Raw genomic sequence first — 26,604 nt, forward strand, 5'->3', positions numbered from 1 at the left:
GGCAGCAGAAAGGCTCAATCTTTCGATGCGGCGAGGAAAACCGCGTGCTGGGCGTCATATGCGCGCTTGAAAGCCGCGCGTGCCTCCCCGCGCGCGACATAGGCGGCAAGGTTCGGATAGTCGTTCAATATGCCTGAACTCTTCAGCCGCCGCAGTACGGACACCATCAAAAGATCACCGGCACTGAATGCGCCCTCAAGCCAGTCATTATCGCCCAGACAGGCGGAAAGTGCGTCCAGTCTTTTGCGGATACGCGCTTCCACGATCGGCATGCGCTGCTCGTACCAGCTTTCCTGCCGTTCGACAAAACCGGCCATTTCCCGTTCGACGATTACCGGTTCGATGGTGTTATGCGCAGCGAACATCCATGTGATGGCGCGTGCGCGGCCATTGGCGTCATCCGGCAGAAGACCGGGGTTCTGCTCCGCGATATGAAGCACGATCGCGCCGGATTCAAACAGCGCCAGATCGCCCTCTTGATAGGTCGGTATCTGCCCGAAGGGTTGAAGATCGAGGTGGGGGCGGGCTTTCATCGCCTCAAACGAGACGAGGCGCATATCATAGTCCCGCCCGGTCTCTTCAAGCGCCCATCGAACGGGCATGTCCCGCGCCATCCCTCGGCCGCGATCGGGAGAATTTTCAAATGCGGTGATGATAGGACGTGGCGGACTGTCGCCGCTGGAAGGCGTTTTCGTCATGATGGTTCCTCCTCAACATCACTTCAAATGCAAGCCGGGCTTTCCGATGCAATCTCCGCCTTGTTCTCCAAACAATACCGACCAGTTGGTATGTTGTCAACGCGGGTGAAAAGCTAGCACTACAGTTGCACATTCATCAGGTCGTGGCGAACAGAGCGATTTTCGAGCACGGAGGGGAGCGGGGTTAAGGATACGCGAGCACCGGAGCGCAAAAAATGTTCTTTGCCGCCCGGCATCACGAGGAACGCAACTGTTGTTTCAGGAAGGGGAGACACGGTGAGGAGATCGGGCCGAGGATAACAGAAAAGGAGGGACGGATTGGGAAACGGAGAAAGAGGCGGGGGCGAAGCAGCGTGCCGGGCAATGAAAAGCCGGGAAGGTGGCGGCAGGTGCGAAGAGAACAGCGAAAGGGAGATACCATCGCAACGGGGAGGAGACCCGCGTAAACATCCAGATGCAGCAGTCCAATTGTCCAGTCAAAACATGCAATGCCGATCGTGGGGCCTGCTCGTGCGTCTTTTCCTTCGTCGCTCTACGGGGGAGACTTGCTCCATCGCATAAGCGCCAGAACGCCAGGCGCTCAAATTTTTTTCTGTCTCATGTCACATTCGGCATTGCCCGCTCGTCATGTCTATCGAAAGCCCTTCAACCAAAAGGAACGATACCATGACCCCTCTGCTCAACCCGTTCAACGTTGCCCCCGCCACGATGAAATCCTGGATGGCCGCTTCGATGACCATCGCCTCCAGTCTGGAAGCGAGCCTGATCGAACTCGTCAAAATCCGCTCGTCGCAGATCAATGCCTGCGCCAATTGCATCAACATGCATACGGTCGAGGCGCGTTCGCTGGGCGAGACCGAACAGCGCATCTATTTGTTGTCGGCATGGCGCGAAGCACCGTGCTATTCTGAGCGCGAGCGTGCGGCGCTGGGCTGGGTCGACGCGCTGACCCGCCTGTCACAAGGCCACGATCTGGAAGAAGCACGCCGCGCCATGCAGGCACAGTTCTCCGAGGAAGAACAGGTGAACCTTACGCTGATGATCAACATCATCAATGGCTGGAACCGCATGGCGGTCGGCTTCAATCTCTGGTTCGAACCCGAAACCAAGCAGCCTGTCGCAAAGGCAGCCGTCTGATGACCGACATATCCTCACAAGGCGATGCAGCCGAAAGCTTCGATCCGCTGCGCCCGAAACTGATCCGCGTTGCCTATCGTATGCTGGGTTCGGTCGCCGATGCCGAGGATATGGTGCAGGAGGCGTTCATCCGATGGATGAACGCCGACCGCAGCGAGGTGCGCGAGCCGGAAGCCTTCCTGCGCCGCACTGTCACCCGTCTATGCCTCGATTTCCTGAAATCCGGGCGCAACCAGCGCGAAACCTATTTCGGGCCGTGGATTCCCGACCCGGTTGTGGAAGAAGAGGCGGATGACGATGTCACCCTGCCGCTGATGCTGGCGCTGGAGCGTCTTTCGCCGCTGGAACGTGCGGCCTTCCTGCTGCACGACGTCTTCGGGCTGGATTTCGACGAGATAGCGCGGACCATCCAGCGCGATGCCGCAGCCTGCCGCCAGCTTGCGGCGCGGGCTCGCAAGCATGTGCGCGAGGAGCGTCCGCGTTTTCAGGTCGACAGGCAGCGCGGGCTCGAACTGGCGCAGGCCTTTTTCACGGCGTCGCGCAGCGGCGACATGAAAGCGCTTGGTGCGATGCTGGCGGCAGATGTGAACCTTCATGCCGATGGCGGCGGCAAGCGCCCGGCTTTCCCGAAGCCTGTTTTCGGCTTCGACGAGGTGATGAAGACCCACGAGAAACTGGCCGCCTATTTCAGCGGCAACCAGTCCACGCTGTTGCGCACGGTTTTCATCAATGGGTTGCCCGGCTTCATCACGCAAGAAGCCGATGGAGAAATCCAGACAACGGCGCTGGATATCGAAGAAGGAAAGATCGTCGGGATTTATGTCGTGCGCAATCCCGACAAGCTGAAGCACTTGCACTGAACTGGAGCGCCACTATCCGATGAAATAGCGGCAAAGCCCCGCCGCGCTAATGCCGATCAGCACGGTCGGCAGCATGGAAAAGCGCGTTGCAGCGAAGATGGTGATCGCGAGCGCTATCAGGTCGGCAGGCTTGTCCGACACGAAATCGGGCGCGATGACCGAGATCAGGACGCAGCCGGGGGCTGCTTCCATCACCGCCGTCGCACGTTTGCTGAGCGTACGGTTGCGCAGCAGCACATAGCCGCCGATCCGCGTGAGATAGGTGACGCTTGCCATCAGGACGATGGTCAGAACAGCTAACGGATCGATCATTCTTCACCTGCCAGCAGATAGGCTGCAACGAGACCGGACAAGGCCCCGGCGGCGACATACCAGGCGCCGGGAATGGTGAGATAGGTCAGTGCGGCCACGACAAGGCTGACCAGCCAGGGCCGCGCGGCCGCGAAGCCTTTCCACATGCCCGCCAGCAGCACCAGAAATACCGCCGGAAACGCCATGTCGAAACCATAGGGGCGCAGGTCTCCCATCATCGGCCCAAAGGCCGCACCCAGCGTGGTGAATAAAACCCATGCAAGGTAGAAAGGAATCGCCACGCCGGCATAGAAGGTGAGGCTCAAGGCCGGATTGACGCCCTTCGACTGGCGACGTTTGGCGTCGGCAAGGCCGAGCGCCCAGCTTTCATCGCACATCAGAAACAGGCTGGCGAATGCCTTGCGCTTGGGCAGATGGCGGATGAACGGGGCCAGCGCCGCGCCCATCAGCAGGTGGCGGCTGTTGACCAGAAAGGTGATGGCGACGATCAGCAGGACATGCGGCGGTGAGGTCCAGAGCTGGATGGCCGCAAATTCCGACCCGCCTGCAAAGTTCAGTCCGGTCATCAGCGGCACTTCCACGATGCTGAGGCCTTTTTGAGCCGCCTGCGCGCCCAGCACCAGCGCATAGGGAATGATGCCAAGCAGAACCGGCAGACCGGCTGCGGCCCCGCGACGGAATTCCGAGCCGCGCCCGGATCTGCTTTTTTGAGGCGCATAGGCCTGTGAAATATCCATAGAATTCCTGCTGGAGCGGTGCGCTCTGTCTGGTTGTTTGGCGGCGCTTGTGCAGCGTCGGGCGTCTCATCTGGCTGCAAGATACTGTGGCTGGCCGCTGGTTCGCGGCCGCCCCTTGGTCAGTCTCTTGCGGGCTTTCTTGAGAGGTTTCGCAACTATAACCGTTCTCTTCGGCAATTTGGTTGCGAATTACGCCGGTTTGCGCCAATGTTTGGCAGGAAATGCCACAGATATCGCCATAAATGGAATTCAAAGCCAATGAAGCTGGATGAGATCGATAAACGGATTCTCCGCGTGCTGCAGCGCGATGGCCGCATTGCCAATAATGATCTGGCACGCGAGGTCGGCCTGTCGCCTTCGCCCTGCTTGCGGCGGGTGAAGCTTCTGGAAGAGGCGGGCGTGATCGACCGCTATGTCGCCGTGTTGAACCCGGCCAAGGTCGGCAAGGGTTTGACTTTCTTCACGCGCATCCGGCTGGACCAGCAGGACGAGGAGACGCTGCAGACCTTCGCCAAGGAAATCCTGAAGCTGCCGCAGGTGCTCGAATGCTATTTCATGCTGGGCGACTATGATGCGATGATCCGGGTGGTCGCGGCGGATATCGAGGATTACCGCCGCTTCCAGTCGGAATATCTGAGCCGGATCAAGGGCGTTCAGAACCTGAAGACCGACGTGCCGAGCCAGACGGTCAAGCAGACTTCCGAAATGCCCCTGTAGCGGCATTTGTCGGGGGGATGCGATTATGCAGCCTCCTCTCTGGCAGGCATCGGGTGCGCGCGCGCCAGCTCCTCATTGATCTGATCGGCCAGTGCGAAGAAGTGCCTTCGCACCTGCGGAGCATAGGGGTTGGCGTGTTCGATCGCCTGAAATACTTCCGGCGCATCGTGGCGCACCATGCCGACCGCCTGCATCAGAAGATCGAAGCTCTTCGTCGTCATGCGGGTTGGCAATGGTTCCATCTGCACCAGAACCCGGGCGATCAGATGCGTCAGGCCCTGAACCATCGCCGCCTCGCGGTCGTGGTCCTCCGGTGTCGTTATGAAGACATTGAGGGAAAGATTCTTTTTCAGGAAGGCCGCAACGCGGTGGAAGCGCGTGCCGCGCACGGGGCAGATGGCGATTTTCAGTCCGGCAATGCCGTGGCGCGCGCTTTGCGGACCGAACAGCGGATGCGTGGCGACGATATCGACATGCGCGGGAAGGCCACGCCGCATGATGTCGGCAGGCCCGACCTTGACCGAGCCTACGTCCAGAACGAGCGCGCCGGGGCAAAGATGCGGAGCGATCTTATCCACCACGCTTTCGAGCGTTGCAACCGGCGTTGCAAGGATGACGATATCGCAGGCCGCAACCTGCTCCACGGAGGCCAGGGCAACACCGTGCACAAGTGCGGTCTGTTCCGGCTCTGCGGCAGGATCGTAAACATAGAGCCGGAAATACGGGTTCAGGTGACGGGCAATAAGCTGCCCGAATGCACCAAAGCCGATAATGCCGATTTTCGTATGCTGATTTCTGTCGCGAGACATGGACTGACCTCTTAAGGGCCGCATGGCCAGAGGCGCTGTCCTTGAAACTCAACCGCTGGCAATGCGGCGGTTGAACTATGACAAAGCAAACCCGCCGCTATGTGCGCGGGGCGTAATAAGACCGGGTGCTGATGCGTGCTTTGTTCATGCTGTCTAGCTATTCCTGCTTCGGGCGCATGTCAACATGTGGTTTATTTCAGATAGGCGCGAACCACGTCGACAAGTTCGCCTGCGCCTTCATCACGCTCCTTTTGCGGAAGGGCGCCATCGGCCACATGCATGAGAATATGGTCTTCGATCACTTCCGCCATCAGCCCGTTGACCGCGCCGCGAACGCCCGCAATCACCTGCATGACTTCCGCGCAGCCCTTCTCGTCTTCGAGCATCCGTTCCACGCCCTCCAGCTGGCCACGAATGCGGCGCACGCGGTTGATGAGCTTCTGCTTCTCGCGGATGGTATGGGTCATGAGCGCTTCGGTCCTTCATGGCAATGTTGCTGGCATTCACGCGGTGCGCGGTTCAACCTCCACCGTCACATGCGACAAATCATGGATTGCAGCAAGCTTGTTCCGGTAATAGGACGGCGCTCGCGGCTCCTCCGCGATGATGGAAACGATGGCGCCGTGATGGCCCGGCCCGAGCTGCCAGACATGCAGGTCGGCGATCTCCCCGCCCTCGCGGCTGATGATTTCGGCGATCTCGTCCGGCAGGTCTTCTCCATCGGGCAGGTAGTCGAGCAGGGTCGAGCCGGTGTCCTTGATCAGCCCCCACGACCAGCGTGCGATCACCACCGCACCGACGATGCCGATCGCCGGGTCAAGCCAAAGCCATCCATAAAGACTGCCCAGCAGAAGCGCCGCGATGGCAAGCACCGATGTCAGTGCGTCGGCGAGCACATGCATATAGGCGGCGCGCAGGTTCTGGTCATGACCGTGATGATGATCGTGGCCCGGTTCATGGTGATGATGGCTATGGTGGTGCGAATGGTCGTCCCTCAGGAGCCAGGCGCAGATTAGATTGACGACCAGCCCGATGACAGCGACCAGAATGGCCTCCTGAAAGCCGATGTTGACCGGTGCGCTGAACCGCCAGAAGCTTTCCCAGCCGATCAGGAGTGCGATCAGCGCCAGAACGATGGCGCTGGCAAAGCCTGCCAGATCGCCGAGCTTGCCGGTGCCGAAGGTGAACCGCGAATTATGCGCGTGTTTGCGTGCATAAACATAGGCGAGGGCAGCGATCAGCATCGCCGCAGCATGGGTGGACATATGCCAGCCGTCGGCGGTGAGTGCCATGGAGCCGTAAAGGTTTCCGGCGATGATCTCCACGATCATCATCGTCGCCGTGATGGCGATAACGAGCCAGGTCCGCTTTTCATTGCGCCGGTGGTTTTCTCCCAGAAAGACATGGTCGTGTCCGGAGACTGGATGACGCACGGAATGGTCGGCATGGTGATGCGTGCTCATGGAAACGCTCCCTTTTTAGAATAGGGGGGTATACTATTTTCACGCGCGTTACAAATCACACTTTCATGGGGAGCGTTTAACCTCGATCAGCAGGAATGACCGCTGGCAACGCCTCTCAACGGCAGAAAAATTCACCTTTAGCGGTAGGACCTACACCTATTCGAGAGGCCTTATGGCCTGATTGCAGGAATCTTTTCGGGGGCGGGATCGGCTAATATCGGAGTCGTAACTTGGGGCAAAGCATCGAAGCGCCGCTGGTCCGGGCAACGCGGAACGACGCTTCGGATTTTGAAGCTGCGCATCGTGCTTTGCTAGAAATCCACGCTGATTTTCAGGCCGGTGCCGTAACGAGAAGAGCGGAGGGATTCATGTCTTCAGACAAGAACGGGCATTCGCCGCGCAGTCGTGCGCGACGGCATTTTCTGGGCCTCACAGCCGCCACTGCCGCCAAGGTTGCGGCGCTGGGCGTGTTTGCTGCAACGGTGTCTTCCCGTCCATCACAGGCGCTGGGCACGAAATGGTGGCATGGCGGACATGGCGGGGGCGGCGGAGGCTCCGGCGCCAATTGTCTCCTGAAAGGAACGCTGGTCGAAACGCCCGGCGGCCCGGTGGCGGTGGAGGCATTATCTGTCGGCGATCTTGTGACGACGGTCCGGGGCGACGCGCGCCCGATCAAGTGGGTCGGCTGGCAGAGCCACAGAAAGGGCGGCACGCAATGGGACGAGAGCGTGATGCCGATCCGCGTCAGGCGCCATGCCATCGACGGGAAAACACCGCAGCGCGACCTTTATCTTTCGCCCAACCACGCGCTGCTCATCGATGACGTGCTGATCCGCGTCAAGGATCTGGTCAACGGCCAGAGCATCGCGCGCGTGTCGATGGACAAGCCGATCGACTATTACAACATCGTTCTCGACAGCCATGATGCCGTGCTGGCGGAAGGGGCTGCCGTGGAGACCTACCTGATGCGCGGCGACAGCTACAGGAGTTTTACCAATTTTGCCGAATATCAGGAATTATATCCGGAGGAAGCCAATATCATCATGCAGCCCTATGCGCCGTTGATGGGCTATGAAGGTGCCCGCCAGCACATCCATGCGCTGTTGTGCATGAGCGGTATTCTCCCTGTGCGGGACGTGGTTGAGGAAACCTATCAGCGTCTGGCCGCGAAGGCAGGTGCAATCGTAGCGTAGAACATGAAGCACCGGACGATGGTAAGAATGGCGGGGTGCCGACTGCACCCCGCCTTTTTCGTGAAGAAGTCCGGCCTAGATCCTGTCCATCAATGCATACCATGACAGGGCAAGGAACAGGAGCGGCGAGCGGAAGGTGCGACCGCCGGGGAAGGCGGGGATGCGCAGTTCTTCGAACAGTTTCAGCCTGTCGCGATTGCCTGCCAGGGTTTCCGCATAAAGCTTGCCCATGTAGTTGGCCAGCATGACGCCATGGCCGGAATAGCCGCCTGCTGAAATGACGCCCGGCATGACCTCGCGCACGAAGGGCTGGCGCGGCATGGTTATGCCGACCGAACCGCCCCATGCATGGGTGATTTCGACATTGTCCAGCGCCGGATAAATCTCGGCGATCTGGCGACGAATATGAGTGCTGATGTCGCGCGGATTGTCGGCGGTATAGGCCTCGCGCCCGCCGAAAAGCAGCCTGCCGTCCTTCGAGCGGCGGAAATAGCGCACCACGAAGCGGGAATCGTCGATGGATTCACCGCCCGGAATAACCGGGCTGTCATCGCCCAGCGGCACCGTCGCCCCGATGAAGGAGCGGATCGGCATGACATGCGATGCGCTGACCGGCTCCAGCAGCCCACCGTAAGCATTGACGGCGATGAAGGCGTTTTTCGCGACGATGGTTCCGCGATCGGTTTCGACCTCGACCCGCCCGCTCGCCGTGCTGATTTTGGTGGCTCTGGTGTCTTCGAACAGTTTTGCGCCTGCCGCCTGCGCCGCTTTTGCGGTTCCGACCAGCAGTTTCAGCGGATGAATGTGGCCGGTCCCCGCATCATAGACGCCGCCATGATACCGTTCGGACCCGAGCAGGCTCGCCGCTTCCCCACGGTCGAGCAGACGCAGATGCGGATAGTTGAACCGGCTTGCCATCAGCTCGACGTGACGCTCATACGATTTCAGATAGCGCGGCTTGTGCACGACCGAAATCTGGCCGGGCACATATTCCATGTCGATCCCGTGCTGGTCGGCAAAGGCGAGAAGATGGGCCTTGGCTTCCTCCGCCACATCGAAGAGGGCCTTGGCGCGTTCAAAGCCATATTGGGCTTCGAGGTCTTCGGCCCATGTGCGCTGGCCGGTGCCGAACTGCCCGCCATTGCGGCCCGACGCCCCATCCCCGAACCGCGCGCCGTCGATCAGCGTGACGTCCACGCCCTGCCTTGCGAGATGATAAGCCGCCGAAAGCCCCGTATACCCGCCGCCGATGACAACGACATCCGCCTGCCGCGACCCATCCATCTCCGGATATTGCGGGCGGTCCGGAACGGTCGCCTCGTACCAGGAATAGCCGGGCGAGATTGGGGACTGGTAGGGCATGGGCGATTCCGTTTAAGGGAGTAGGGGAATAGGGGAGTATGTCAGGTTTCCGATAATTTGCGGATCAGAAGCCGTAGCAGTTTTCCGACACTTTCACTCTTGGCCATTATGGGTTCCATTTTCTCGCTTCTGATGAAACCCAACCTTTCAGCAATGAGCAAGTGAGTTTCGACTTCTTTCAGTGAGCCTTGAGCAATACGCAGAAACTGCTGGTAGGAACCGCGCGTGTCGCGTCCGTAACCTTCGGCAATATTGGCTGGCACGGAAACGGCAGCGCGCCGAATCTGGCCGATAAGGCCATGAATTTCCTCTTTCGGCCAGGTGTCAGTCGATTTGTATATGACCGTCACGAGCTCCATTGCTTGTTGCCACGCAAGTATATCGCGATAAGAATTGATTGCCACAGCCACGCCCCCGCATATCTGCTTACTCCCTTACTCCCTTACTCCCTTACTCCCTTAAACGTTGAGCAGCAGAAACTCCCGTTCCCACGGGCTGATGACTTCCATGAAGGTTTCGAATTCGGCGCGCTTGATGGCGGCATAGGTGGTCATGAAGGAACTGCCGAACAGATTGCGCAGTTCGGCGTCTTCCTCGAACAGCTCCACCGCGTCGATGAGGCCACGCGGCAGGTCGATTTCCTTGGTGTTGACGCTCGTGGTCGCAGGCTGTTCCGCCTCGATCTTGTTCACAAGGCCGATCAGGCCGCAGGCGAGGGACGCAGCAAGGGCAAGGTAGGGGTTGGCGTCGGAGGAGGGAATGCGGTTTTCCACACGCCGTCCATTGGGGTCGGAGCGCGGAACGCGGAAAGCCGTGGTGCGGTTGTCATAGCCCCATTTGACATTGACCGGTGCCGAAGCGTCCGGCGTCAGACGGCGGTAGGAGTTCACATAGGGCGCGAACATGACGAGCGCGTTCGGCACATGGCGCTGCATGCCGCCGATGAAATGGCGGAAAGCCTCGCTTTCGCTGCCATCCTCATTGGTGAAGATGTTGCGCCCGGTCTTCTTGTCCACGATGGACTGGTGGATATGCATCGCCGATCCCGGCTGACCCTGAATGGGCTTGGCCATGAAGGTGGCATACATGTCGTGTTTCAGCGCCGCCTCGCGGATTGTGCGCTTGAACATGAACACCTGATCGGCCAGTTCCACCGGGTCGCCGTGGCGCAGGTTGATTTCAAGCTGGCCTGCGCCTTCCTCGTGGATCAGCGTGTCGATCTCCAGCCCCTGACCTTCGGAGAAATGATAGATATCGTCGATCAGTTCGTCGAATTCGTTGACGCCCGCAATCGAATAGCCCTGACCACCGCCAATGGCGCGGCCGGAACGGCCGACGGGCGGCGTCAGCGGATAATCGGGATCGGGGTTCTTGCGAACCAGATAGAACTCGATTTCCGGCGCCACGACGGGCTTCAATCCGCGCTTGTTATAGGCGGCAACCACATTGCGCAGTACGTTGCGCGGGGTGAATTCCACCGCGCGCCCATCCTGATAGACCAGATCGCAGATGACCTGCGCCGTCGGATCGGACTCCCACGGCACAGCCGAAAGGGTCGAAAGATCCGGCATCAGCTTGAGGTCGCCGTCATCTTCCGGATAGTGGAAGCCGTAGCCGTCTTCCGGATAATCGCCGGAAATCGTCGTCATGAAGACGGCGGAGGGCAATGCCAGCGAGGTATTGGAGGTGAATTTCTTCGACGGCATCATCTTGCCGCGGGCAACCCCCGCTTGATCGGGGGTAATGCATTCAATGTCTTCGATGTCGCGCCAGGCGAGCCATTCGGTTGCCTGCTTCCAGTTCTTCACACCGCGAAGAGATTTGACATAGGCAGGCGTACGGCGACGCGGCGCGCGCGTAACCTTCTTTTCCGTCGTATCAGCAGACATCCATCACCAGAAAATGATTTCGATATCGGCATGATAGCCGTGACCGGCCGCAATGACAAATGGGTTGGCCAAGCTTTTGTGTGCGCCGTCGCAGAAAGCGCACACAAAAGAAAATCCATGTGTCAGAGGCCGAAATGGCCCTTCAGCGCGGGCACATTCGCCACCAACTGGTCGATCAATTGCGGGTCATGGTCACGCACATAGTTGATTACCTGTCCGCCTGCTTCGGTGATCTGGTCGCTGGAAAGGCCGCTGGAGCGGAGCGTGGCCGCAGCTTTCAAAAGCGCGCTCATCTTTTCGCCTGCCACATTATCCATCAGGCCCGACAACGCACCCATGATGCCGCCGGCGCTGTTGGCGAGCACGTCGTGGGCGCTGGCGAGCTGCTGCGCATCCGGCAGGAGCGCGAAAATCTTGTTGCCGATTTCAGGCGCGCTGTGCTGCAGCACGGAAAACACCGAGCCGGCGAGCTTTTCGGCAAGCTGCGGATCGATGTTGATCTTGGTGGCGATGCTGTCGATGAGAGATTGGAGAGACATGAAAATTCCGTATTCCTTGCCCCCGCAAGGGGCGGTTCAAACCGCGGTTGGAGGCAAGGCGCTACGGCATCCGCCCCAACCATCTACAGGCGACCCGAAAACAGAAACCGGGCCGGGATGCAGGGACCATCAATGAGGCACCGGCGTCAATGCATGGGACGCCGCTTTGTCGGGGTTCGGTGAATTTTTGGTCAAGATTCAGATTGCTGTATTGGCGGTTGCCACCGCGTCTCGATTGCGTGAGGCAAAAAAAGCCCCGACTGGCAGGACCAGCCGGGGAGGTCAGTTGAGGAAATCCGACCATAAAGCGAGTGGTATATCAAGTCCGTTTCATCGAATTTTACGGACAACCGCGCGTTTGGACATTGTGTCGCTGCCAAAACCCAGATGGGTGAGCATGGCAGCGACGGAGATGGTCGAGAGCGCCATCGTTTCTCGTGGGTGACGATGAAGGGGGGCAAGAGATCACCCCAGTTGCCGTCGCCGCCATGATGACGGGCCGAGCGGACCAGTTCCACGGAAACGCCTGCCTCGACCGCCTTCATGACGGTGTAGTTAAGGCGATGCAGATCGTTGGCGAGCATACGGATAACGGTCTGCTGATCCGTGGTCATGCTTGAAGATTGTTCTTCTGCTCTTTCCTTGACGCGTGCTGGCGAATTCATGGAACTTCCTCCTGTTTGTCGCCGGGCTGTTATTCAGCAGCCGGTCTGAACTGTGCTGTTTCAGTCGATTCCTTCATGGCGGTGGTCGAAGACTGACCGCCGGTGATTGCAAGCGACACGGCATCGAAATAGCCGGTGCCGACTTCGCGCTGGTGCTTGGTCGCGGTGTAGCCGTTGGCTTCGGCTGCAAATTCCGCTTCCTGCAGTTCGGAATAGGCTGCCATCTGCCGGTCCTTGTAACCGCGTGCCAGTTCGAACATGCCGTAGTTGAGCTGGTGGAAACCGGCCAGCGTGATGAACTGGAACTTGTAGCCCATCGCGCCCAGCTCGCGCTGAAACTTGGCAATCGTGGCGTCGTCGAGGTTCTTCTTCCAGTTGAACGACGGCGAGCAGTTATAGGCCAGCTTCTTGCCCGGATGCGCCTTGTGCACGGCTTCGGCGAAGCGGCGGGCCTGTTCGAGATCGGGCTTGGATGTTTCCATCCAGATCAGATCGCAATAGGGCGCATAGGCAATCGCACGGGCGATGCATGGCTCGATGCCGTTCTTCACCTGATAGAAGCCTTCCGCCGTGCGGCCCGCATCGTAATCGACGAATGGCTGGTCGCGCTCGTCGATATCGGAAGTCAGAAGCTTGGCGGCTTCCGCATCCGTGCGGGCGATGACCAGCGTGGCCGTTCCCATCACGTCCGCTGCCAGACGCGCCGCGTTGAGGTTGCGGATATGCGCTGCCGTCGGGATCAGGACCTTGCCGCCAAGATGGCCGCACTTCTTTTCCGAAGCGAGCTGGTCTTCATAGTGAACACCGGCGGCGCCTGCCTCGATGAAGGCCTTCATGATCTCGAATGCATTCAGCGGACCGCCGAAGCCTGCTTCCGCATCGGCAACGATGGGCGCGAACCACGTGTCGACGGAAAGTCCCTTGCCTTCGGCAGTTTCGATCTGGTCGGCGCGCTGCAAGGTCTTGTTGATGCGCTTGGCCAGTTCAGGGGCGGCATTTGCCGGATAGAGCGACTGGTCGGGGTACATGGCCGAAGCCGTGTTGGCATCCGCTGCAACCTGCCAGCCGGAGAGGTAGATTGCCTTCAGACCGGCGCGAACCATCTGCATGGCCTGATTGCCGGAAAGCGCGCCGAGCGCATTGACGAAATCTTCCTCATGGATCAGCTTCCACAGACGGTTGGCACCCATTTCAGCCAGCGAATACTTGATCTCCACCGAACCGCGCAGCCTTTTTACGTCCTCGGCCGTATGCGCACGCTGGATGCCGTCGAAGCGACCCTTGGGTGCCGAAGGAATAAGGCTGTAAAAATCTGTCATTTCGGTGTCTCCTCACACTTTGAATTGGTTCGGGAAGAGCAATTTTCCTGCGCTCTTTCTGTGACCAGATTTACAATTGTGTTTCGGTTTCCACCAGAAAAACCGACAAAACCGCCGCATAGTTGAGGTAATGCTGTCGGTGTTTTGACTGACGAGAGGTGTAAAATTGTAAATATTGTCAAAGTCGATCTTTGCATCTATCTTGTCATGAATTGTAAAGATCGGGAGGGTCGAGTTGAGCGAGCGCAAGATATTTGCCGGGCCGCGCATCAGGCGCATCCGCAATGAACGCGGTTTGACCCAGACGGCGATGGCCGAGGCGCTCGGCATTTCGCCGTCCTATCTGAACCTGATCGAGCGCAACCAGCGCCCGCTGACGGTGCAGCTTCTTTTAAAGCTTGCCAGCGTCTACAAGCTCGACCTCGACAGTCTCCAGGCAGAAAGCGGCTCCACGATCACGGGCCTTAAGGAAGTGTTTTCTGATCCGCTTTTGACCGGCGAACTGCCGGGCGATCAGGAACTGGTGGAGATCGGCGAGGCGGCGCCCAATGCCGCCGTCGGCATCATGAAGCTTTACCGCGCCTATCGCGAGCAGCAGCAACGCTTGTCTGATCTGTCGCAATTGCTGTCGCATGAGGGAAGCGGGGCGGAACTTTCCGCCACACGTCTGCCGCTCGATGAAGTGCGCGATGTGATGGCGCGGCGGGTCAATCATTATCCGCGCATCGAGGAGGAGGCAGAGAGTTTCTATACCCTGCTTAAACCGGACGGCGATTTATCGAGCGCCCTGAAGGATTGGTTGCGCCGCGAGCACGGCATTACGGTTCGCACGCTGCCGGTTGCCACAATGCCGAACTGGCGCAGGCGTTATGACCGGCATTCGCAGCGGCTTTTCATTTCCGAGCGCCTGTCGCCCTTCGATCAGTTGCAGGAAATCGCCATGGAGGCAGCACTTGTCCGCATGCAGGTGGTGATCGGTGCTGAAACGGAAGGCTTGAAGCTGTCATCGGGCGAGGCGAAGCGCATCGCGCGGTTCGAGCTGGCGCGTTATGCGGCGCAGGCCTTGATGATGCCCTACCGCCAGTTTCGCGATGCAGCCGTGCGGGCGCGTTACGATGTTGACGTGCTGCGCACGCGCTTCGGGGTCTCGTTCCAGCAGGCGGCAAACCGGCTGACCAGTTTGCAGCGGCAGGGGGCAAGTGCGCTGCCCTTCTTCGTCATGGAGATCGACCATGCGGGCAACCGCCTGCGCGTTGCGGGTGCGGAAGGTTTTCCGACCCGCTTCGGCGGGCAATGTCCCAAGCTGCCGGTCTATGCGGCTTTCGCCCAGGCAGGCCAGGTACTGGTCGAACCGGTGGAACTGCCGGACGGCTCGGCCTTTCTGACAATTGCCCGCACGCTGGAAGGGCCGCAGGGCGCGTTCAGCGAGCGTCCGCGCCGCACTGCGTTGCTGCTTGGTTGTGCGCTGGAAGCTGGCGCCGACACGCTCTACGGCGCATCGCTTTCAAAGGCCGGCAATACGGAGATCGGCCCTGCCTGTCGTCTGTGCGAAAGACAGGGCTGCATCACCCGCGCCGAGCCGCCGCTGACCCGACCGCTCGGGCTGGACGAGATGGTGGCGGGGCTTTCTGCCTTCGACTTCCAGTAGGGCGCGATATTTCGGCTTTGCTGGCCTGCAAATGGCGTGGCTTTTCGCTTTCGGTGCTCACCTACCCCAAATTACGCTCCGCTCCGGTTCTCAAGCCCCACCATTTTCGACTCCGCACAGCCCAAATCTCCTTGCCCTACGGTTGGGGCGGGGGGCTGCGATGCAATTTTTATGTTCGTCCTGTCACGACCCTGTTGACGAACGCGGCGCAATCTAAAAAAGTGCAATAAAGAAACCGTATATCCACCTTGAACCTGCACCGGAATTTATTGTGCAGATTGGAGCAAATGATGGGGATTAAATCCTTCCTTCTGGCAACGACCGTCGTGACGGGCCTTGTCGCAGCTGCCACATTTTCCGCGAGCGCACAGGAGCGGGTGGTCAATATCTATAACTGGTCGGATTATATCGACGACACCATCCTCAAGGACTTCACCAAGGAAACCGGGATCAAGGTCGTCTACGACGTTTACGACTCCAACGAAATTCTGGAAACGAAGCTTCTGGCAGGCGGTAGCGGCTATGACCTCGTGGTGCCGTCGGGCGAATTCCTTGGCCGCCAGATTCCGGCAGGCGTGTTCCTGAAGCTCGACAAGGACAAGCTGCCGAACCTCAAGAACATGTGGGACGAAATTTCGACCGCGCGGCAACCTACGATCCGGGCAACGAATATTCCGTGAACTACATGTGGGGCACGACCGGCATCGGCTACAACAAGGCCAAGATCAAGGAAGCGCTCGGCACCGACACCATCGATTCATGGGCCGTTCTTTTCGATCCGGAACAGTCGGCCAAGTTGAAGGATTGCGGCATCTACCTGCTCGATTCCGCCAGCGAAATGCTGCGCCCGGCATTGAACTATCTGGGTCTCGACCCGAATTCCCCGTCGCCTGACGACTTGCAGAAGGCGCAGGATCTCTATCTGAAGATCCGCCCGAACATTCGCAAGTTCCACTCGTCCGAATATATCAACGCGCTGGCCAATGGCGATATCTGCATGGCCGTCGGCTATTCGGGTGATATCTTCCAGGCCCGCGACCGTGCCGAAAAGGCAAAGCAGGGCGTCGAGATCGGCTATTCGATCCCGAAGGAAGGCGCGCTGATGTGGTTCGACCAGATGGCGATCCCGGCAGACGCCAAGCATGTGCCGGAAGCGCTTGAATTCATGAACTACATGATGCGCCCGGAAGTGGCCGCCAAGGCTTCGAACTATGTGTTCTATGCCAATGGCAACAAGGCTTCGCAGGAGTTCATCGAAAAGGAAATCCTTGACGATCCGGAAATCTATCCGACCGAGGATGTCATGAAGAAACTCTTCGTGCCGACGCCTTACGACACCAAGACCCAGCGCGTGGTGACACGCGCCTGGACCAAGATCGTCACAGGCCAGTAATACCTGCCGAGGGCAGGCCCGGTAAAATCGTGAAGAGCGGCTCGCTGTTTATCAGGGGGCCGCTTTCAATCTTGTAACAGCATATTCATGCAGGTTCCGGCAGGCTTATAGGGGAACGGAATGGAATCTTTTGGCAGTTTTCGCCGCAAGTTTGCGCCTTGGAACGACCCTGCGGCCAAGCCCTTCATTTCTTTTGAAAATGTGACGAAGATTTTCGGCGACTTCACCGCCGTCGATGATCTGTCGCTCAATGTTTTCAATCGCGAGTTCTTTGCGCTGCTTGGCGCTTCGGGCTGCGGCAAGACCACGCTGATGCGCATGCTGGCGGGCTTCGAGGAGCCGACATCGGGCCGCATCACGCTGGACGGCCAGGACATGCGCGGCATCCCGCCCTACAAGCGCCCGGTCAACATGATGTTCCAGTCCTATGCGCTGTTCCCCCACATGACGGTCGAGAAGAATATCGCCTTCGGCCTGAAACAGGACGGCATGGCGAAATCGGAAATCGATGCGCGCGTGGCCGAAATGCTGAAGCTCGTGAAGCTTGAGCAATATGGCAAGCGCAAGCCGCATCAGCTTTCCGGCGGCCAGCGCCAGCGCGTGGCGCTCGCCCGCTCTGTCGCCAAGCGCCCGAAGGTGCTGCTGCTGGACGAACCGCTTGGCGCGCTGGACAAGAAGCTGCGCGAGCAGACCCAGTTCGAGCTGATGGATCTGCAGGTCAAGCTCGGCATGACCTTCATGGTCGTCACCCACGATCAGGAAGAGGCGATGACCATGGCCGACCGCATCGCGGTCATGGACAAGGGGCGCATCAAGCAGGTGGCGACGCCTGCGGAAGTCTATGAAGCGCCGCGCTCCAAATTCGTGGCCGACTTCATCGGCAATGTGAACATCATTGAAGGTGAGGTGGTGAAAGCCACCAATGGCGAGGCTGAGATCGCCACGGAAAAATTCGGCTTTCATATCCAGACGGAAACCCGCGAAGAACTCGATCCGGGCCAGAAGGTCTGGTATGCGGTGCGTCCCGAAAAGACGCGGATCACGCGCGAAAAGCCGGACGATGCTTCGATAAACGCGGTGGAAGGCGAGCTTTGGGATATCGCCTATTTCGGCGACATGACGGTGTTCCATGTGCGGCTGGACAATGGCCGCACGATCAAGGCCGCAAGCCTCAACGCCGTGCGCAGGACCGAAAATCCGCTGACCTATGACGAGCGCGTCTGGGTTTCCTTCGATACCGACGCCGGTCTGGTGCTCACAGCGTGAGGATTGCCCCATGCAGAAGCTGATTGCTTCCATTGCCAGCCGTCTCGTCATCGCGGTGCCTTATCTCTGGCTGCTGGTATTCTTCCTCGTCCCGTTCTTCATCGTCTTCAAGATTTCGCTGTCGCAGGTCGCGATGTCGATTCCGCCTTATGTTCCAACCTTTGGGATCGCTGAAGGGCTTGCCGCGAACTGGGCGAAGATCAAACAGCTCTCCTTCGACAATTATCTCTGGCTGCTCGACGATCCGCTCTATTACAAGGCCTATCTGTCGAGTGTCCGCATCGCGGCGATTTCAACCTTCCTGACTTTGCTGGTGGCCTATCCGATGGCCTACGGCATTGCGCGTGCGCCGACGACGATCCGCCCGACGCTTTTGATGATGGTGATCCTGCCGTTCTGGACATCGTTTCTGATCCGCGTCTATGCGTGGATCGGCATTTTGAAGCCGGAAGGACTGCTCAACCAGTTTCTGATGTGGCTGAATATTATCGATGCGCCGCTGACTATTCTGAATACGGATACGGCGGTCTTTATCGGTATCGTCTATTCCTATCTGCCTTTCATGGTGCTCCCGATCTATTCGTCGCTGGAAAAGATGGACTATTCGCTGATCGAAGCGGCGCAGGATCTGGGCTGCACACCATTTTCCGCCTTCTGGAAAACTACCTTCCCGCTGTCGCTTGCGGGTGTGCTGGCTGGCTGCTTCCTAGTGTTCATTCCTGCCATCGGCGAATTTGTGATCCCGGACGTGCTGGGCGGTTCGGAAACGCTCATGATCGGCAAGACGATCTGGAACGAATTCTTCTCCAACCGTGACTGGGCCGTGGCCTCTGCGGTGGCCGTTGTCCTTCTGGTCATCCTGATCATTCCGATCGTCATATTCCAGCAAGTTCAGGCACGTGCGCAGGAAAAGGGGAAATAGACCATGAATAGCAATTGGTCACGTTTCAATATTGCGTCAGTCGTGCTCGGCTTTGCATTCCTGTATCTGCCGATCGTTATCCTTGTGATCTTTTCGTTTAATGAATCGCAATTGGTGACTGTCTGGGCCGGCTTTTCCACCAAATGGTATCGGGGGCTTCTGGATAATGAATCGCTGATGGCGGCAGCATGGATAACGCTGCGCATCGCGTTTCTTTCAGCGACCGTGGCAACCGTGCTCGGCACGCTCGCCGCGCTGGCGCTGACGCGCTATACGCGTTTTCGAGGACGCATCCTGTTTTCGGGCATGGTCTATGCCCCGCTTGTCATGCCGGACGTCATCACCGGCCTTTCGCTGCTCCTGTTGTTCGTGGCGATGAATTTCGACCGCGGCTTCTGGACGATTGTTCTGGCCCATATCACCTTTGCCATGTGTTTCGTGGCAGTCGTCGTGCAGTCGCGCCTGGTGAGCTTTGACCGCTCGCTGGAGGAAGCGGCGATGGACCTCGGCGCACCGCCGGTCACGACTTTCATGAAGGTAACGTTACCGGTGATCCTTCCTGCCGTGGTTTCCGGCTGGATGCTGGCTTTCACGCTTTCGCTCGACGATCTGGTGATTGCAAGCTTCGCCTCCGGCCCGAGCGCAAGCACCTTGCCGATGAAAATCTACAGCCAGATGCGGCGGGGTGTAACACCGGAAATCAACGCGATCTGTACGATCCTGATCGCGCTGGTCACCACCGGCGTCATCGTCGCATCCATCGTCAACAAGCGCCGCGAAGTGCAGCGCCGCCGCGATGAGCAGGCGGCATTCCGCCTCGGGTAATGGTGGCTGCCTGCTGGCCGTTTCCGGTCAGTAGGCAAACCGCGCCGCGAGAAGTTTGCCCCGAGCCATTGTCGGCAACTCGATATAGCGGTGCATCAGCGTAGCGACGCCCACGCTCAGGACAAGATAGGCCGGCAGCAGCGCAATCAGCGCGACATGCCCGTAAAACACATGCACGAGCGCAAAAAGCACAGTCGCATGGACGAGATAGAGGCTGTAGGAAATGCGGCCCAGAAATTGCGGCAGGGGCAGGAGCAGGAAGCGGCGCAACGTGTCGCTGGAAACCGCAAGCAACATGACCCACACCAGCCCTGTGATCGTCGCCCAGTCCGTCAGGTCTCCGAGCCAGCTTTTGAGCATGGGCGGCCCGGCTCCATAGGTGACGAGTATCAGAGCCAGGATATTGATCGCGATCGCCATCCGGTTTGATAGCCGCCGGTAGAAGCTTTGAATGGCAGGCAGGTTCTGCGCCATCAGGCTGCCCAGCAGGAAGAAGCTGGCAAAATGCACGGTTATCCACCAGCCGCCCGTATAGGGATCGGATCGAAGGCCATTTGCGAGAATGGAAAGCCCGAAAGCAACCACAATGGCCGTTGTTGGCCGTAATGCGATGGTGAGGGCGAAGAGCAGCGGAAATATGATGGATATCCGCATCTCGTAAACCAGAGACCAGAAAGCCGTGTTCACTTCGCCATTGGGATAGGCGCCGATGAACAGCAGATGCTGCGCGATCGTTTGCGGCGTCACCGGTGTGGTCCATGTGAGGTTGAACCAGTTGCTGAGCTGCGGGATCGGCCCGTTCAGAAACAGGGCGCCGACAAGCGCGAGCGAAAGCGCAACGAGATAGGGCAGATATATGCGGCAGGTGCGTCGGATAAGATAGGCTGGATAAGATGGCGCATGGTTCATGAAAGGCAGCGTGAGAACGAAGCCGCTCAACAGGAAGAAGAGCAGGACTGCTTCATGAGCGGCAAAAAAGAACCGCAGCGGGGATCGAAGCAGAATGAAAAAGTATGGCCCCATGGCATCATAGGGCCAGATGTTCACGAAATGCCGCATCAGGACGACGGTCGCTGCCAGTCCGCGCAACGCATCAAGTTCGGGATAGCGTCCCGGCTGGGTATGTATCGGCACGAGCGCGATCCCCTGCTTTAGTGAGGGAACCGACTTTGCGGGCCATGGGTCCTTCGGTCAATTCGGGCCTTCGGATGGCCCGCATCACCGAAAGACGTAAGCGCGCCCCGCATGCAGGAACCGGATTATTGCCCCATTCCCGGCGAGGACGGTGAGATGAAGGGCCTGTCCCACGAGCCGCCGACAAAGAAATTGAGCGGCGGCTTTGCGGGCGGGGCTTCGGCAGGCGGCTGGCTGTTCTGGCCGTCGGTGCCGCCTTCCTGTTGCTGTTGTTGCGGCTGGCCGTTGGGGAAGACGACCTCGCCGCTCAGCGCCAGGCTGCGATCCACGAAAGGCACGATGCCTGCCAGTGTCAGCGTCCCGTCGGATGTGTCGAGGCGCGCATTTTCCAGCGTCGCCACCCCGTCGGAAAGATTGGCCTTCACATCCAGACGATTGAAGGCAAGTGCAACATTCTCCTTGCGTTCAAGCGCGAAAAAACGCTGGCTTTGCGCCTTGGAGAGAAAATCCTGCACGGCAAAGCCCTGCATCTGGCCATTGTTGAGCTGGATGGAAACATTGCCCTGCGCATTGGTCAAAAGGCCGGACCAGCGATTGGCCGGGCCTTTCATGAACAGGGAAACATTTCCCTTGCCGCTCACGAAAGGCTTCTCGAAGCCCATTGCGGTGAAGAACTGCGAGCTGTCGATATCCGAAGCGTTGAAGCGCAATTCGCCGCTCGCGCTTTTCAGGTCGCGCACGATCTGGACATTGGCCTGCATGATGCCGTTGAAGGCCTTGGCGTCGCCGATATCGAAGATGGCACGGCCACCACGTATCTGCACGGCAGCGGCCACGCCCGTCATGTTGACCGGCCCCGCCGTGGCGTTCTGAGCCGAAAGACGAAGGTCGACCTCCGCGCGGTCGATGAAGCTTGTGTCGACCAGCTCCCGGTCGGCATTGTCGCGCTCGCTCGGCGAACGCGCGGCGCTGTCGGGAAGCGGAATGAAGGCCGAAAACAGGCGGCGAAGGTCCAGCTTGTCGAAGGCCAGGGTGCCGGTCACCGCCGGTTGTGCCTGCTCCAGACCGATTTCGATCACGCCCTTGGCCGGGCTGTCGTTGGCGGTCATTTCCACGTCAGCAAATTTGAGCCGTTTCGGTGTCGCGGTGATGGTGGATTCCAGCGAAAACGCGCCGATCTCCGCACTGCCCGCCATAGGCGGCAGGCTAAGCCAGCGCACCGCGCCGCTGAGCGAGGGCGTTTTTGCCGTCAGCGCGCCTTCGAAAAAACGATCCTTGGAAATATTTGCCTTGCCCTGAAAGGTGAGGCTCAACGGATTGGCGGTGAGGCTCGCGGTCACATCCGATGTGCCGCCTGCCAGCAGCGGCAGTGCCTGCGCGGCGGTCAGGCTGAACTGTGAAGTCTCGTCACGCCATTTGGCGCTGCCCTTCAGCGTCGCGGCGCTGGATGTGCGCGGCCATTCCAATGTTGCGCTGACATTGGTGATCTGCTCGTCGCTGGTGATTTCCGGCTCGCTGCCCGGCCGGTTGAAGGCAATCGTCCCGTCGCGAACCACGACGCGGCCAAAGGGCTGCGAGGCCTGCTGCGCGGCCAGCGCATTGTCGCCGGAACCGCTTTGCTGCAATGCGCGCTGCGCGCGGATAGCGGTGCCAAGGCGCCCGTTGGAATTGGCGATGGCGTCAAGGAGTTGCGAGAAATTCGAAACCGGCCCGTCGAGGTTTACATGTGGGCGGACGATCTGCGTTTCGGAAAACGAGATATGCCCCATGATGGCATCGAGCGGCGAAAGCTCGACATCGATGCGATCCGCGCTCATGAGCGGCTTCTGGCCCTGATCGGTGAGCTTGCTGAGCGTCACGCCGTTCAGGGAGGCGCGCAAAACAGGGAAAACCTTCAGGCGGGGCGCCTGCTTGAGTTCGACGCTGTAACCAGTCCAGGCACTGATTTCCTGAGCAACGCGGATACGGATGGCATCGGTGGAAACGATGAAAGGCACCACAGCCAGCAAGGTTGCTGCAGCCGCGGCGCAGAGAATGACGAGCGCAATTATGAGGCGCGTAAATCGGGGCCAGCGCATCAACCATCCAATCAGTGAAACAAGGTTACGGTGTAAACTAGAGTATTTTTCAGTCAAATGGAAAGATGGAATGCTGCATAAATGCGGCGAAAACAAAGAGATAGAGCGCGCCCTGATTTGTTTCGCCAGGTGAAGCAGGCGGGAAATGTCAGTTGGTTAATCAATTGCTGCGCGGAAATTAACCCTGATTTTACAGAGGCTACCAAGGCGTAAACCCGAAACGGGGAATTTAAGCCCTTGTTAACCGGCTTCACGCGATAAGGAAGGCAACACCTGAGTGATGATCGAGCTGCCGTTTCCGGTGCTCCGTTGCGAATTGCTTTTGTGTCCTTTTGTCTCTGAGATTCCGATAGCGCCGGTTCGTCCGGCGCTTTTTTTTGCCCGCGCAAGGGCTGAGGAGGCTCAGTCCGCCAGAACGCGGGTCGGCGGGAAGGCGATCTCGACCACCGTTCCATGTCCCGGAGTGGAATCGATGGCAAATTGCGCCCGATTTGCTTCCACCATGGCTTTTGTCAGCGGCAGGCCCAGGCCGGTGCCTTCGTTGCGCCAGTCCTTGGAGCTTTCAGCCTTGCGCCGCTCCAGCGCGTTGACCTGCCGGAAAGGCTTCAGTGCCTGTTCCACCTCGGATTTGGTCATGCCGATGCCGGTATCGCGCACCCGCATCACCACATCGCCGTTCAATTCGTAGCTTGTCGACACGATCACCTGACCGCCCGGCGCGGTGAAGCGCACCGCGTTGGACAGAAGGTTCAGCGCGACCTGCTTGATCGAACGCGTATCGGCAACGATGTCGGGCAGGTTGGACTGGAAGCTGGAGCGGATGATGACGCGCTCGCGATTGGCCTGCGGCTGCATCAGCGCGATGGCTTCGGCGATGGCATCGTTGAGCGACACCGCTTCAAACTGCATGTCGAGAGCGCCGGCTTCGATCTTCGAGATATCGAGCAGGTCATTGACCAGCGCCAGCACATGGTTGCCGGAACGATTGATGTCGCGCAGATAATCCCGATAGCGGTCATTGCCGATAGGGCCGAACTTCTCGTCGGCCATCAGTTCGGAAAAGCCGATGATCGCGTTAAGCGGCGTGCGGATTTCGTGGCTGATGCGTGCCAGAAACTCCGTCTTCTGGCTTGAGGCGCGCTCCGCCTCCTTGCGTGCATTGGTCAGTTCTTCCTCGGTGCGCTTCCATTGCGTGATGTCACGCAGCACGGCACAGAACCCACGCGTATGCGGCAGCTTGCCGATGGTCATGAACAGCGGAATAAACCCGCCCTTGGCTTCGCGGCCAATCACCTCGCGTCCGTCATTGAGGACGCTCAGAACTCCGTTGCCGGAAAGACCGTGCAGATAGTCCATCGCAGCGCGCTGGCTTTCAATGGCGAACAGCATCGAGAAGAACTTGCCTTCCGTCTCCTCGCGGTCATAGCCGAACAGGGCCGAGGCCGAATGGTTCATGGAGCGGATGCGGCCTTCCGGGTCGATGAGGACAACGCCGTCGGTTGCCGTGTCGAGAATGGTCTTCAGTTCCTCGACATGATCGGCCAGCGCTTGCTTTTCTTCATCCTTGTCCATCGCCACCGGCGTTTCAACCGGAGCGGCAGCGGTTTCGACCGGCGCGGGTGCTGCGGGGGCTGCTACCGGCATCAGGCTCAGCATGAGTGCGCGGCCGTCGCGCCAGGCAATGGCATTGAGGTGCGCATCGACAGGCTCTTCACTGCCATCGGCGCGGCGCAGCACCATGCCCTGCCGCGTTTCGCCATCGTCGCTTTCGCTGTTGAACAGCACATCAACGCCACCCGCGCCGCGAATATCGTCGAGCGATTCATAACCGGTCAAATCGAGCAGGGCCTGATTGACGTAGTGGATCGTATCGCCCGAATGGATGATGACCGGCACAGGCAGATTGGCCAGCAGGGCAGTTTCATCGCCGTGCGCCGGGCTGGGGATGTGCAGTGCCGCTTCTTCAACGGCGACCGGCTGCGGGCTGCCCGCAACAGCCTCTTCCGACAGCGCGCCCGCCTCGCTGGTCGACCGCGAACTGGCGAGACCCTGCTTGCGCAGTCGGTCGGCGATTTCGCGGAAAGCGTTGCGTTCAGTTTTGGTGAGACCGCCTTCGGGGCGCTCTTCACGCTCCCGTTCCTTCAGGATGCGCGCCTGATCCGCCGCCACTTTTTCCTGAGCGCAGGCGTTCAGCAGGCTGATGACTTTGTCGGATTCGCGACGGCCGGGCGTCGGCGCAATATCGAGCGGCGGCTTGGGCAACGTGGCGACAGGCCTGTCGTCGTTGGCGACTTCTTCGCTCAACGCCAGAATGTCGTCGTCTTCTACAGGCGTCACCGTTTCCACGGTCTCGCTGACGGGCTTGCGCGTTTGCGGAATTCCGCCTGCAAGCACCAGACCGATTTTTTCAGGGTCCTTTTCCGCATCTGCCGGACGGACCACGCCGAAGCCGCGAAAGCCGGTGAACTCCCGATCACGGGAATAGACGGGCAGGGCGGCAAGCTCCACCGGCACACGCAGATCCGTGCCTTCCACCGGCCACATCAGGCGTTTTCCCGACCATGTATCGCGCTTGTCGAGCAGGGCGGCAATGCTGCCATCCGGATCGAAGCCGAAGACATTGGCGACATCGGCAAAGCGGCGTCCGACGACATCGGCTGCATTCGGCCCGATCGTCGCCGCAAGATCCGGAGACACTTCGGTGAATGCGCCATCCGGTCCAACCTTCCAGATGAAGCGCGCGGGAGGTGCATCCTGATCGAACACGAAATTCCGGGGCTTCGGCTGATCGGCTGAAGCTTGTTCGACCATATCGACGTTCGCGCTCTCGGCAGGCTCGGGGAGCATCTCTTCGAGTATCTCCTCGGCCTCGCCGGGCAGCGCAACGGGCGCTGCCTGCACGACGTCCGGCGCATCGCCGATAATGCAGAGGAGATGCATGGGGCGCGTATCGGTCAGCCGCGCAATCGCTCCCGGTACGGAATGTCTTCCAGCGCGGATGCGGCGCTTGACGATGCGGTCAGCCGCGTCTGCGGCTTCGATGACGAGGTCTTCCAGCGTGGCGGAAGAAATTTCAAGCGCGGCAAAACGCGGGCTCGCTGCAATCACGCGGCTGTTTGCGTCGATCAGGGCCACATGGGTGGTTTCATCGCTCAGACCGGAAATGATGGCTTCGGCCTTGGTGTTTTCGCCATTGGCCGTCAGCAGCAGGCCGGACACGCCATCGGGAAGTGCGATATGCGAAACGTTGAAACGGGTCAGGTCGGAACGCAGGCCACCGCCGAGGCGAATGGAAATGGTCCGGGTCTCACCCTCCGCATTGCTGTTGGACGAAGCAATCTGCCGGCGCGTGGCAATGGGCAGGTCAAGGCTTCCGCCGATCATGTCTTCCACGCGATCAAAGCCGAAAAGCTTTGCGCCGGGACCATTGACCCAGAGCACTGCCGACAGGTCGTGCGTCAGCACGAGCTGCGCATCGCCCTTTGCAAAGCCCTCGCGGATAGAATCCAGCGCGGCAATATCGATGAAGGGGTATGATCCTGACATACCAGTCCTTACCTGTTCTTTCGACCGCCCGCAGTGCTTGTTAACGCCCTGTTAATAAGCCTCTTATGGGCGCGGGTCCACATTGCCATTGG

The 26,604-nt window shown here is 59.3% G+C and carries 22 protein-coding genes and 2 pseudogenes; 9 read left to right on the forward strand and 15 right to left on the reverse strand.

Translation table 11 applies throughout. The annotated features are described in order from the left end of the window. Positions 1 to 14: 14 nt before the first annotated feature. Positions 15 to 698 (reverse strand): glutathione S-transferase family protein, encoded by a 684-nt coding sequence (locus ACS5UA_RS18930; RefSeq protein ID WP_075041842.1) that lies wholly within the window; start codon positions 696 to 698, stop codon positions 15 to 17. 666 nt (positions 699 to 1,364) lie between these two features. Between ACS5UA_RS18930 and ACS5UA_RS18935 the strand changes: the two genes are divergently transcribed. Together ACS5UA_RS18935 and ACS5UA_RS18940 are read left to right on the forward strand one after the other, a co-directional pair. Then, complete coding sequence (locus ACS5UA_RS18935; RefSeq protein WP_063620271.1) at positions 1,365 to 1,835, forward strand: carboxymuconolactone decarboxylase family protein; 471 nt, start codon at positions 1,365 to 1,367, stop codon at positions 1,833 to 1,835. Further along, positions 1,835 to 2,695 carry a sigma-70 family RNA polymerase sigma factor gene (locus tag ACS5UA_RS18940; RefSeq protein WP_063620270.1) on the forward strand — a complete coding sequence of 287 codons (861 nt, stop codon included), beginning with the start codon at positions 1,835 to 1,837 and terminating at the stop codon, positions 2,693 to 2,695. Before ACS5UA_RS18935 ends, ACS5UA_RS18940 begins: the two co-directional genes overlap by 1 nt. A gap of 12 nt (positions 2,696 to 2,707) precedes the next feature. On the opposite strand, the gene ACS5UA_RS18945 is transcribed toward ACS5UA_RS18940, so the two are convergent. Beyond that, positions 2,708 to 3,007 carry an AzlD family protein gene (locus ACS5UA_RS18945; RefSeq protein ID WP_063620269.1) on the reverse strand — a complete coding sequence of 100 codons (300 nt, stop codon included), beginning with the start codon at positions 3,005 to 3,007 and terminating at the stop codon, positions 2,708 to 2,710. Further along, a complete protein-coding gene (locus ACS5UA_RS18950; RefSeq protein WP_006473062.1) occupies positions 3,004 to 3,744 on the reverse strand; it encodes an AzlC family ABC transporter permease in 741 nt (246 codons plus the stop codon). Before ACS5UA_RS18950 ends, ACS5UA_RS18945 begins: the two co-directional genes overlap by 4 nt. Before the next feature lie 258 nt (positions 3,745 to 4,002). Between ACS5UA_RS18950 and ACS5UA_RS18955 the strand changes: the two genes are divergently transcribed. Then, the gene (locus ACS5UA_RS18955; RefSeq protein WP_006473061.1) at positions 4,003 to 4,461 is read left to right on the forward strand and encodes an Lrp/AsnC family transcriptional regulator; all 459 of its coding nucleotides are present in this window, start codon (positions 4,003 to 4,005) and stop codon (positions 4,459 to 4,461) included. Between the two features lie 23 nt (positions 4,462 to 4,484). Here ACS5UA_RS18955 and ACS5UA_RS18960 read toward each other — a convergent pair whose 3' ends face one another. From ACS5UA_RS18960 to dmeF, 3 genes are all read right to left on the reverse strand, one after another. Beyond that, positions 4,485 to 5,270 (reverse strand): prephenate dehydrogenase/arogenate dehydrogenase family protein, encoded by a 786-nt coding sequence (locus ACS5UA_RS18960; protein ID WP_063620268.1) that lies wholly within the window; start codon positions 5,268 to 5,270, stop codon positions 4,485 to 4,487. A 191-nt stretch (positions 5,271 to 5,461) separates the two neighbouring features. Further along, positions 5,462 to 5,737, reverse strand: coding sequence for a metal/formaldehyde-sensitive transcriptional repressor (locus ACS5UA_RS18965; RefSeq protein ID WP_021587391.1), 276 nt, complete (start codon positions 5,735 to 5,737; stop codon positions 5,462 to 5,464). A 36-nt stretch (positions 5,738 to 5,773) separates the two neighbouring features. Then, on the reverse strand, positions 5,774 to 6,733 hold the full coding sequence (dmeF, locus tag ACS5UA_RS18970; protein ID WP_075041843.1) for a CDF family Co(II)/Ni(II) efflux transporter DmeF: 960 nt from the start codon (positions 6,731 to 6,733) through the stop codon (positions 5,774 to 5,776). 368 nt (positions 6,734 to 7,101) lie between these two features. Between dmeF and ACS5UA_RS18975 the strand changes: the two genes are divergently transcribed. Beyond that, entirely contained in the window at positions 7,102 to 7,926 is an 825-nt protein-coding gene (locus ACS5UA_RS18975; RefSeq protein ID WP_075041914.1) for a Hint domain-containing protein, read from the forward strand. Positions 7,927 to 8,001: 75 nt separating this feature from the next. Here ACS5UA_RS18975 and ACS5UA_RS18980 read toward each other — a convergent pair whose 3' ends face one another. The 6 genes and pseudogenes from ACS5UA_RS18980 to aceA form a co-directional block, all read right to left on the reverse strand. Then, complete coding sequence (locus tag ACS5UA_RS18980; protein WP_075041844.1) at positions 8,002 to 9,288, reverse strand: NAD(P)/FAD-dependent oxidoreductase; 1,287 nt, start codon at positions 9,286 to 9,288, stop codon at positions 8,002 to 8,004. 41 nt (positions 9,289 to 9,329) lie between these two features. Beyond that, positions 9,330 to 9,692: a four helix bundle protein gene (locus ACS5UA_RS18985; protein WP_025091029.1), complete on the reverse strand. Its 363-nt coding sequence runs from the start codon at positions 9,690 to 9,692 to the stop codon at positions 9,330 to 9,332. Positions 9,693 to 9,746: 54 nt separating this feature from the next. Next, entirely contained in the window at positions 9,747 to 11,177 is a 1,431-nt protein-coding gene (locus ACS5UA_RS18990) for a glutamine synthetase family protein (protein ID WP_006469280.1), read from the reverse strand. Positions 11,178 to 11,299: 122 nt separating this feature from the next. Continuing rightward, entirely contained in the window at positions 11,300 to 11,716 is a 417-nt protein-coding gene (locus ACS5UA_RS18995; protein WP_021587386.1) for a DUF2267 domain-containing protein, read from the reverse strand. A gap of 431 nt (positions 11,717 to 12,147) precedes the next feature. After that, a pseudogene (locus ACS5UA_RS19000) lies at positions 12,148 to 12,381 on the reverse strand (SMc00767 family acetate metabolism repressor); the annotation flags it as partial. Between the two features lie 29 nt (positions 12,382 to 12,410). Next, entirely contained in the window at positions 12,411 to 13,700 is a 1,290-nt protein-coding gene (gene aceA, locus ACS5UA_RS19005) for an isocitrate lyase (RefSeq protein WP_006469275.1), read from the reverse strand. Positions 13,701 to 13,935: 235 nt separating this feature from the next. On the opposite strand from aceA, the gene ACS5UA_RS19010 reads away from it, so the two are divergent. The 5 genes and pseudogenes from ACS5UA_RS19010 (at position 13,936) to ACS5UA_RS19030 (ending at position 19,754) form a co-directional block, all read left to right on the forward strand. Then, positions 13,936 to 15,348, forward strand: coding sequence for a helix-turn-helix domain-containing protein (locus ACS5UA_RS19010; RefSeq protein ID WP_443101634.1), 1,413 nt, complete (start codon positions 13,936 to 13,938; stop codon positions 15,346 to 15,348). 290 nt (positions 15,349 to 15,638) lie between these two features. Further along, positions 15,639 to 16,741: pseudogene (locus ACS5UA_RS19015) on the forward strand (polyamine ABC transporter substrate-binding protein). A 120-nt stretch (positions 16,742 to 16,861) separates the two neighbouring features. Then, the gene (locus ACS5UA_RS19020) at positions 16,862 to 18,007 is read left to right on the forward strand and encodes an ABC transporter ATP-binding protein (RefSeq protein WP_063620261.1); all 1,146 of its coding nucleotides are present in this window, start codon (positions 16,862 to 16,864) and stop codon (positions 18,005 to 18,007) included. A gap of 10 nt (positions 18,008 to 18,017) precedes the next feature. Further along, the gene (locus ACS5UA_RS19025; protein ID WP_063620260.1) at positions 18,018 to 18,929 is read left to right on the forward strand and encodes an ABC transporter permease subunit; all 912 of its coding nucleotides are present in this window, start codon (positions 18,018 to 18,020) and stop codon (positions 18,927 to 18,929) included. A 3-nt stretch (positions 18,930 to 18,932) separates the two neighbouring features. Further along, positions 18,933 to 19,754, forward strand: coding sequence for an ABC transporter permease (locus ACS5UA_RS19030; RefSeq protein WP_025091033.1), 822 nt, complete (start codon positions 18,933 to 18,935; stop codon positions 19,752 to 19,754). A 27-nt stretch (positions 19,755 to 19,781) separates the two neighbouring features. Here the strand turns inward: ACS5UA_RS19030 and ACS5UA_RS19035 are convergent, their stop codons facing one another. From ACS5UA_RS19035 to pdhS, 3 genes are all read right to left on the reverse strand, one after another. Further along, the gene (locus tag ACS5UA_RS19035; protein ID WP_063620259.1) at positions 19,782 to 20,888 is read right to left on the reverse strand and encodes an acyltransferase family protein; all 1,107 of its coding nucleotides are present in this window, start codon (positions 20,886 to 20,888) and stop codon (positions 19,782 to 19,784) included. A gap of 125 nt (positions 20,889 to 21,013) precedes the next feature. After that, positions 21,014 to 22,966 (reverse strand): AsmA family protein, encoded by a 1,953-nt coding sequence (locus ACS5UA_RS19040; RefSeq protein ID WP_063620258.1) that lies wholly within the window; start codon positions 22,964 to 22,966, stop codon positions 21,014 to 21,016. 402 nt (positions 22,967 to 23,368) lie between these two features. Further along, positions 23,369 to 26,512 carry a cell-division control histidine kinase PdhS gene (pdhS, locus tag ACS5UA_RS19045; protein WP_443101635.1) on the reverse strand — a complete coding sequence of 1,048 codons (3,144 nt, stop codon included), beginning with the start codon at positions 26,510 to 26,512 and terminating at the stop codon, positions 23,369 to 23,371. Between the last annotated feature and the right edge of the window lie 92 nt (positions 26,513 to 26,604).

The organism is Brucella sp. RRSP16, assembly GCF_052246815.1.
GTDB lineage: Bacteria > Pseudomonadota > Alphaproteobacteria > Rhizobiales > Rhizobiaceae > Brucella > Brucella intermedia.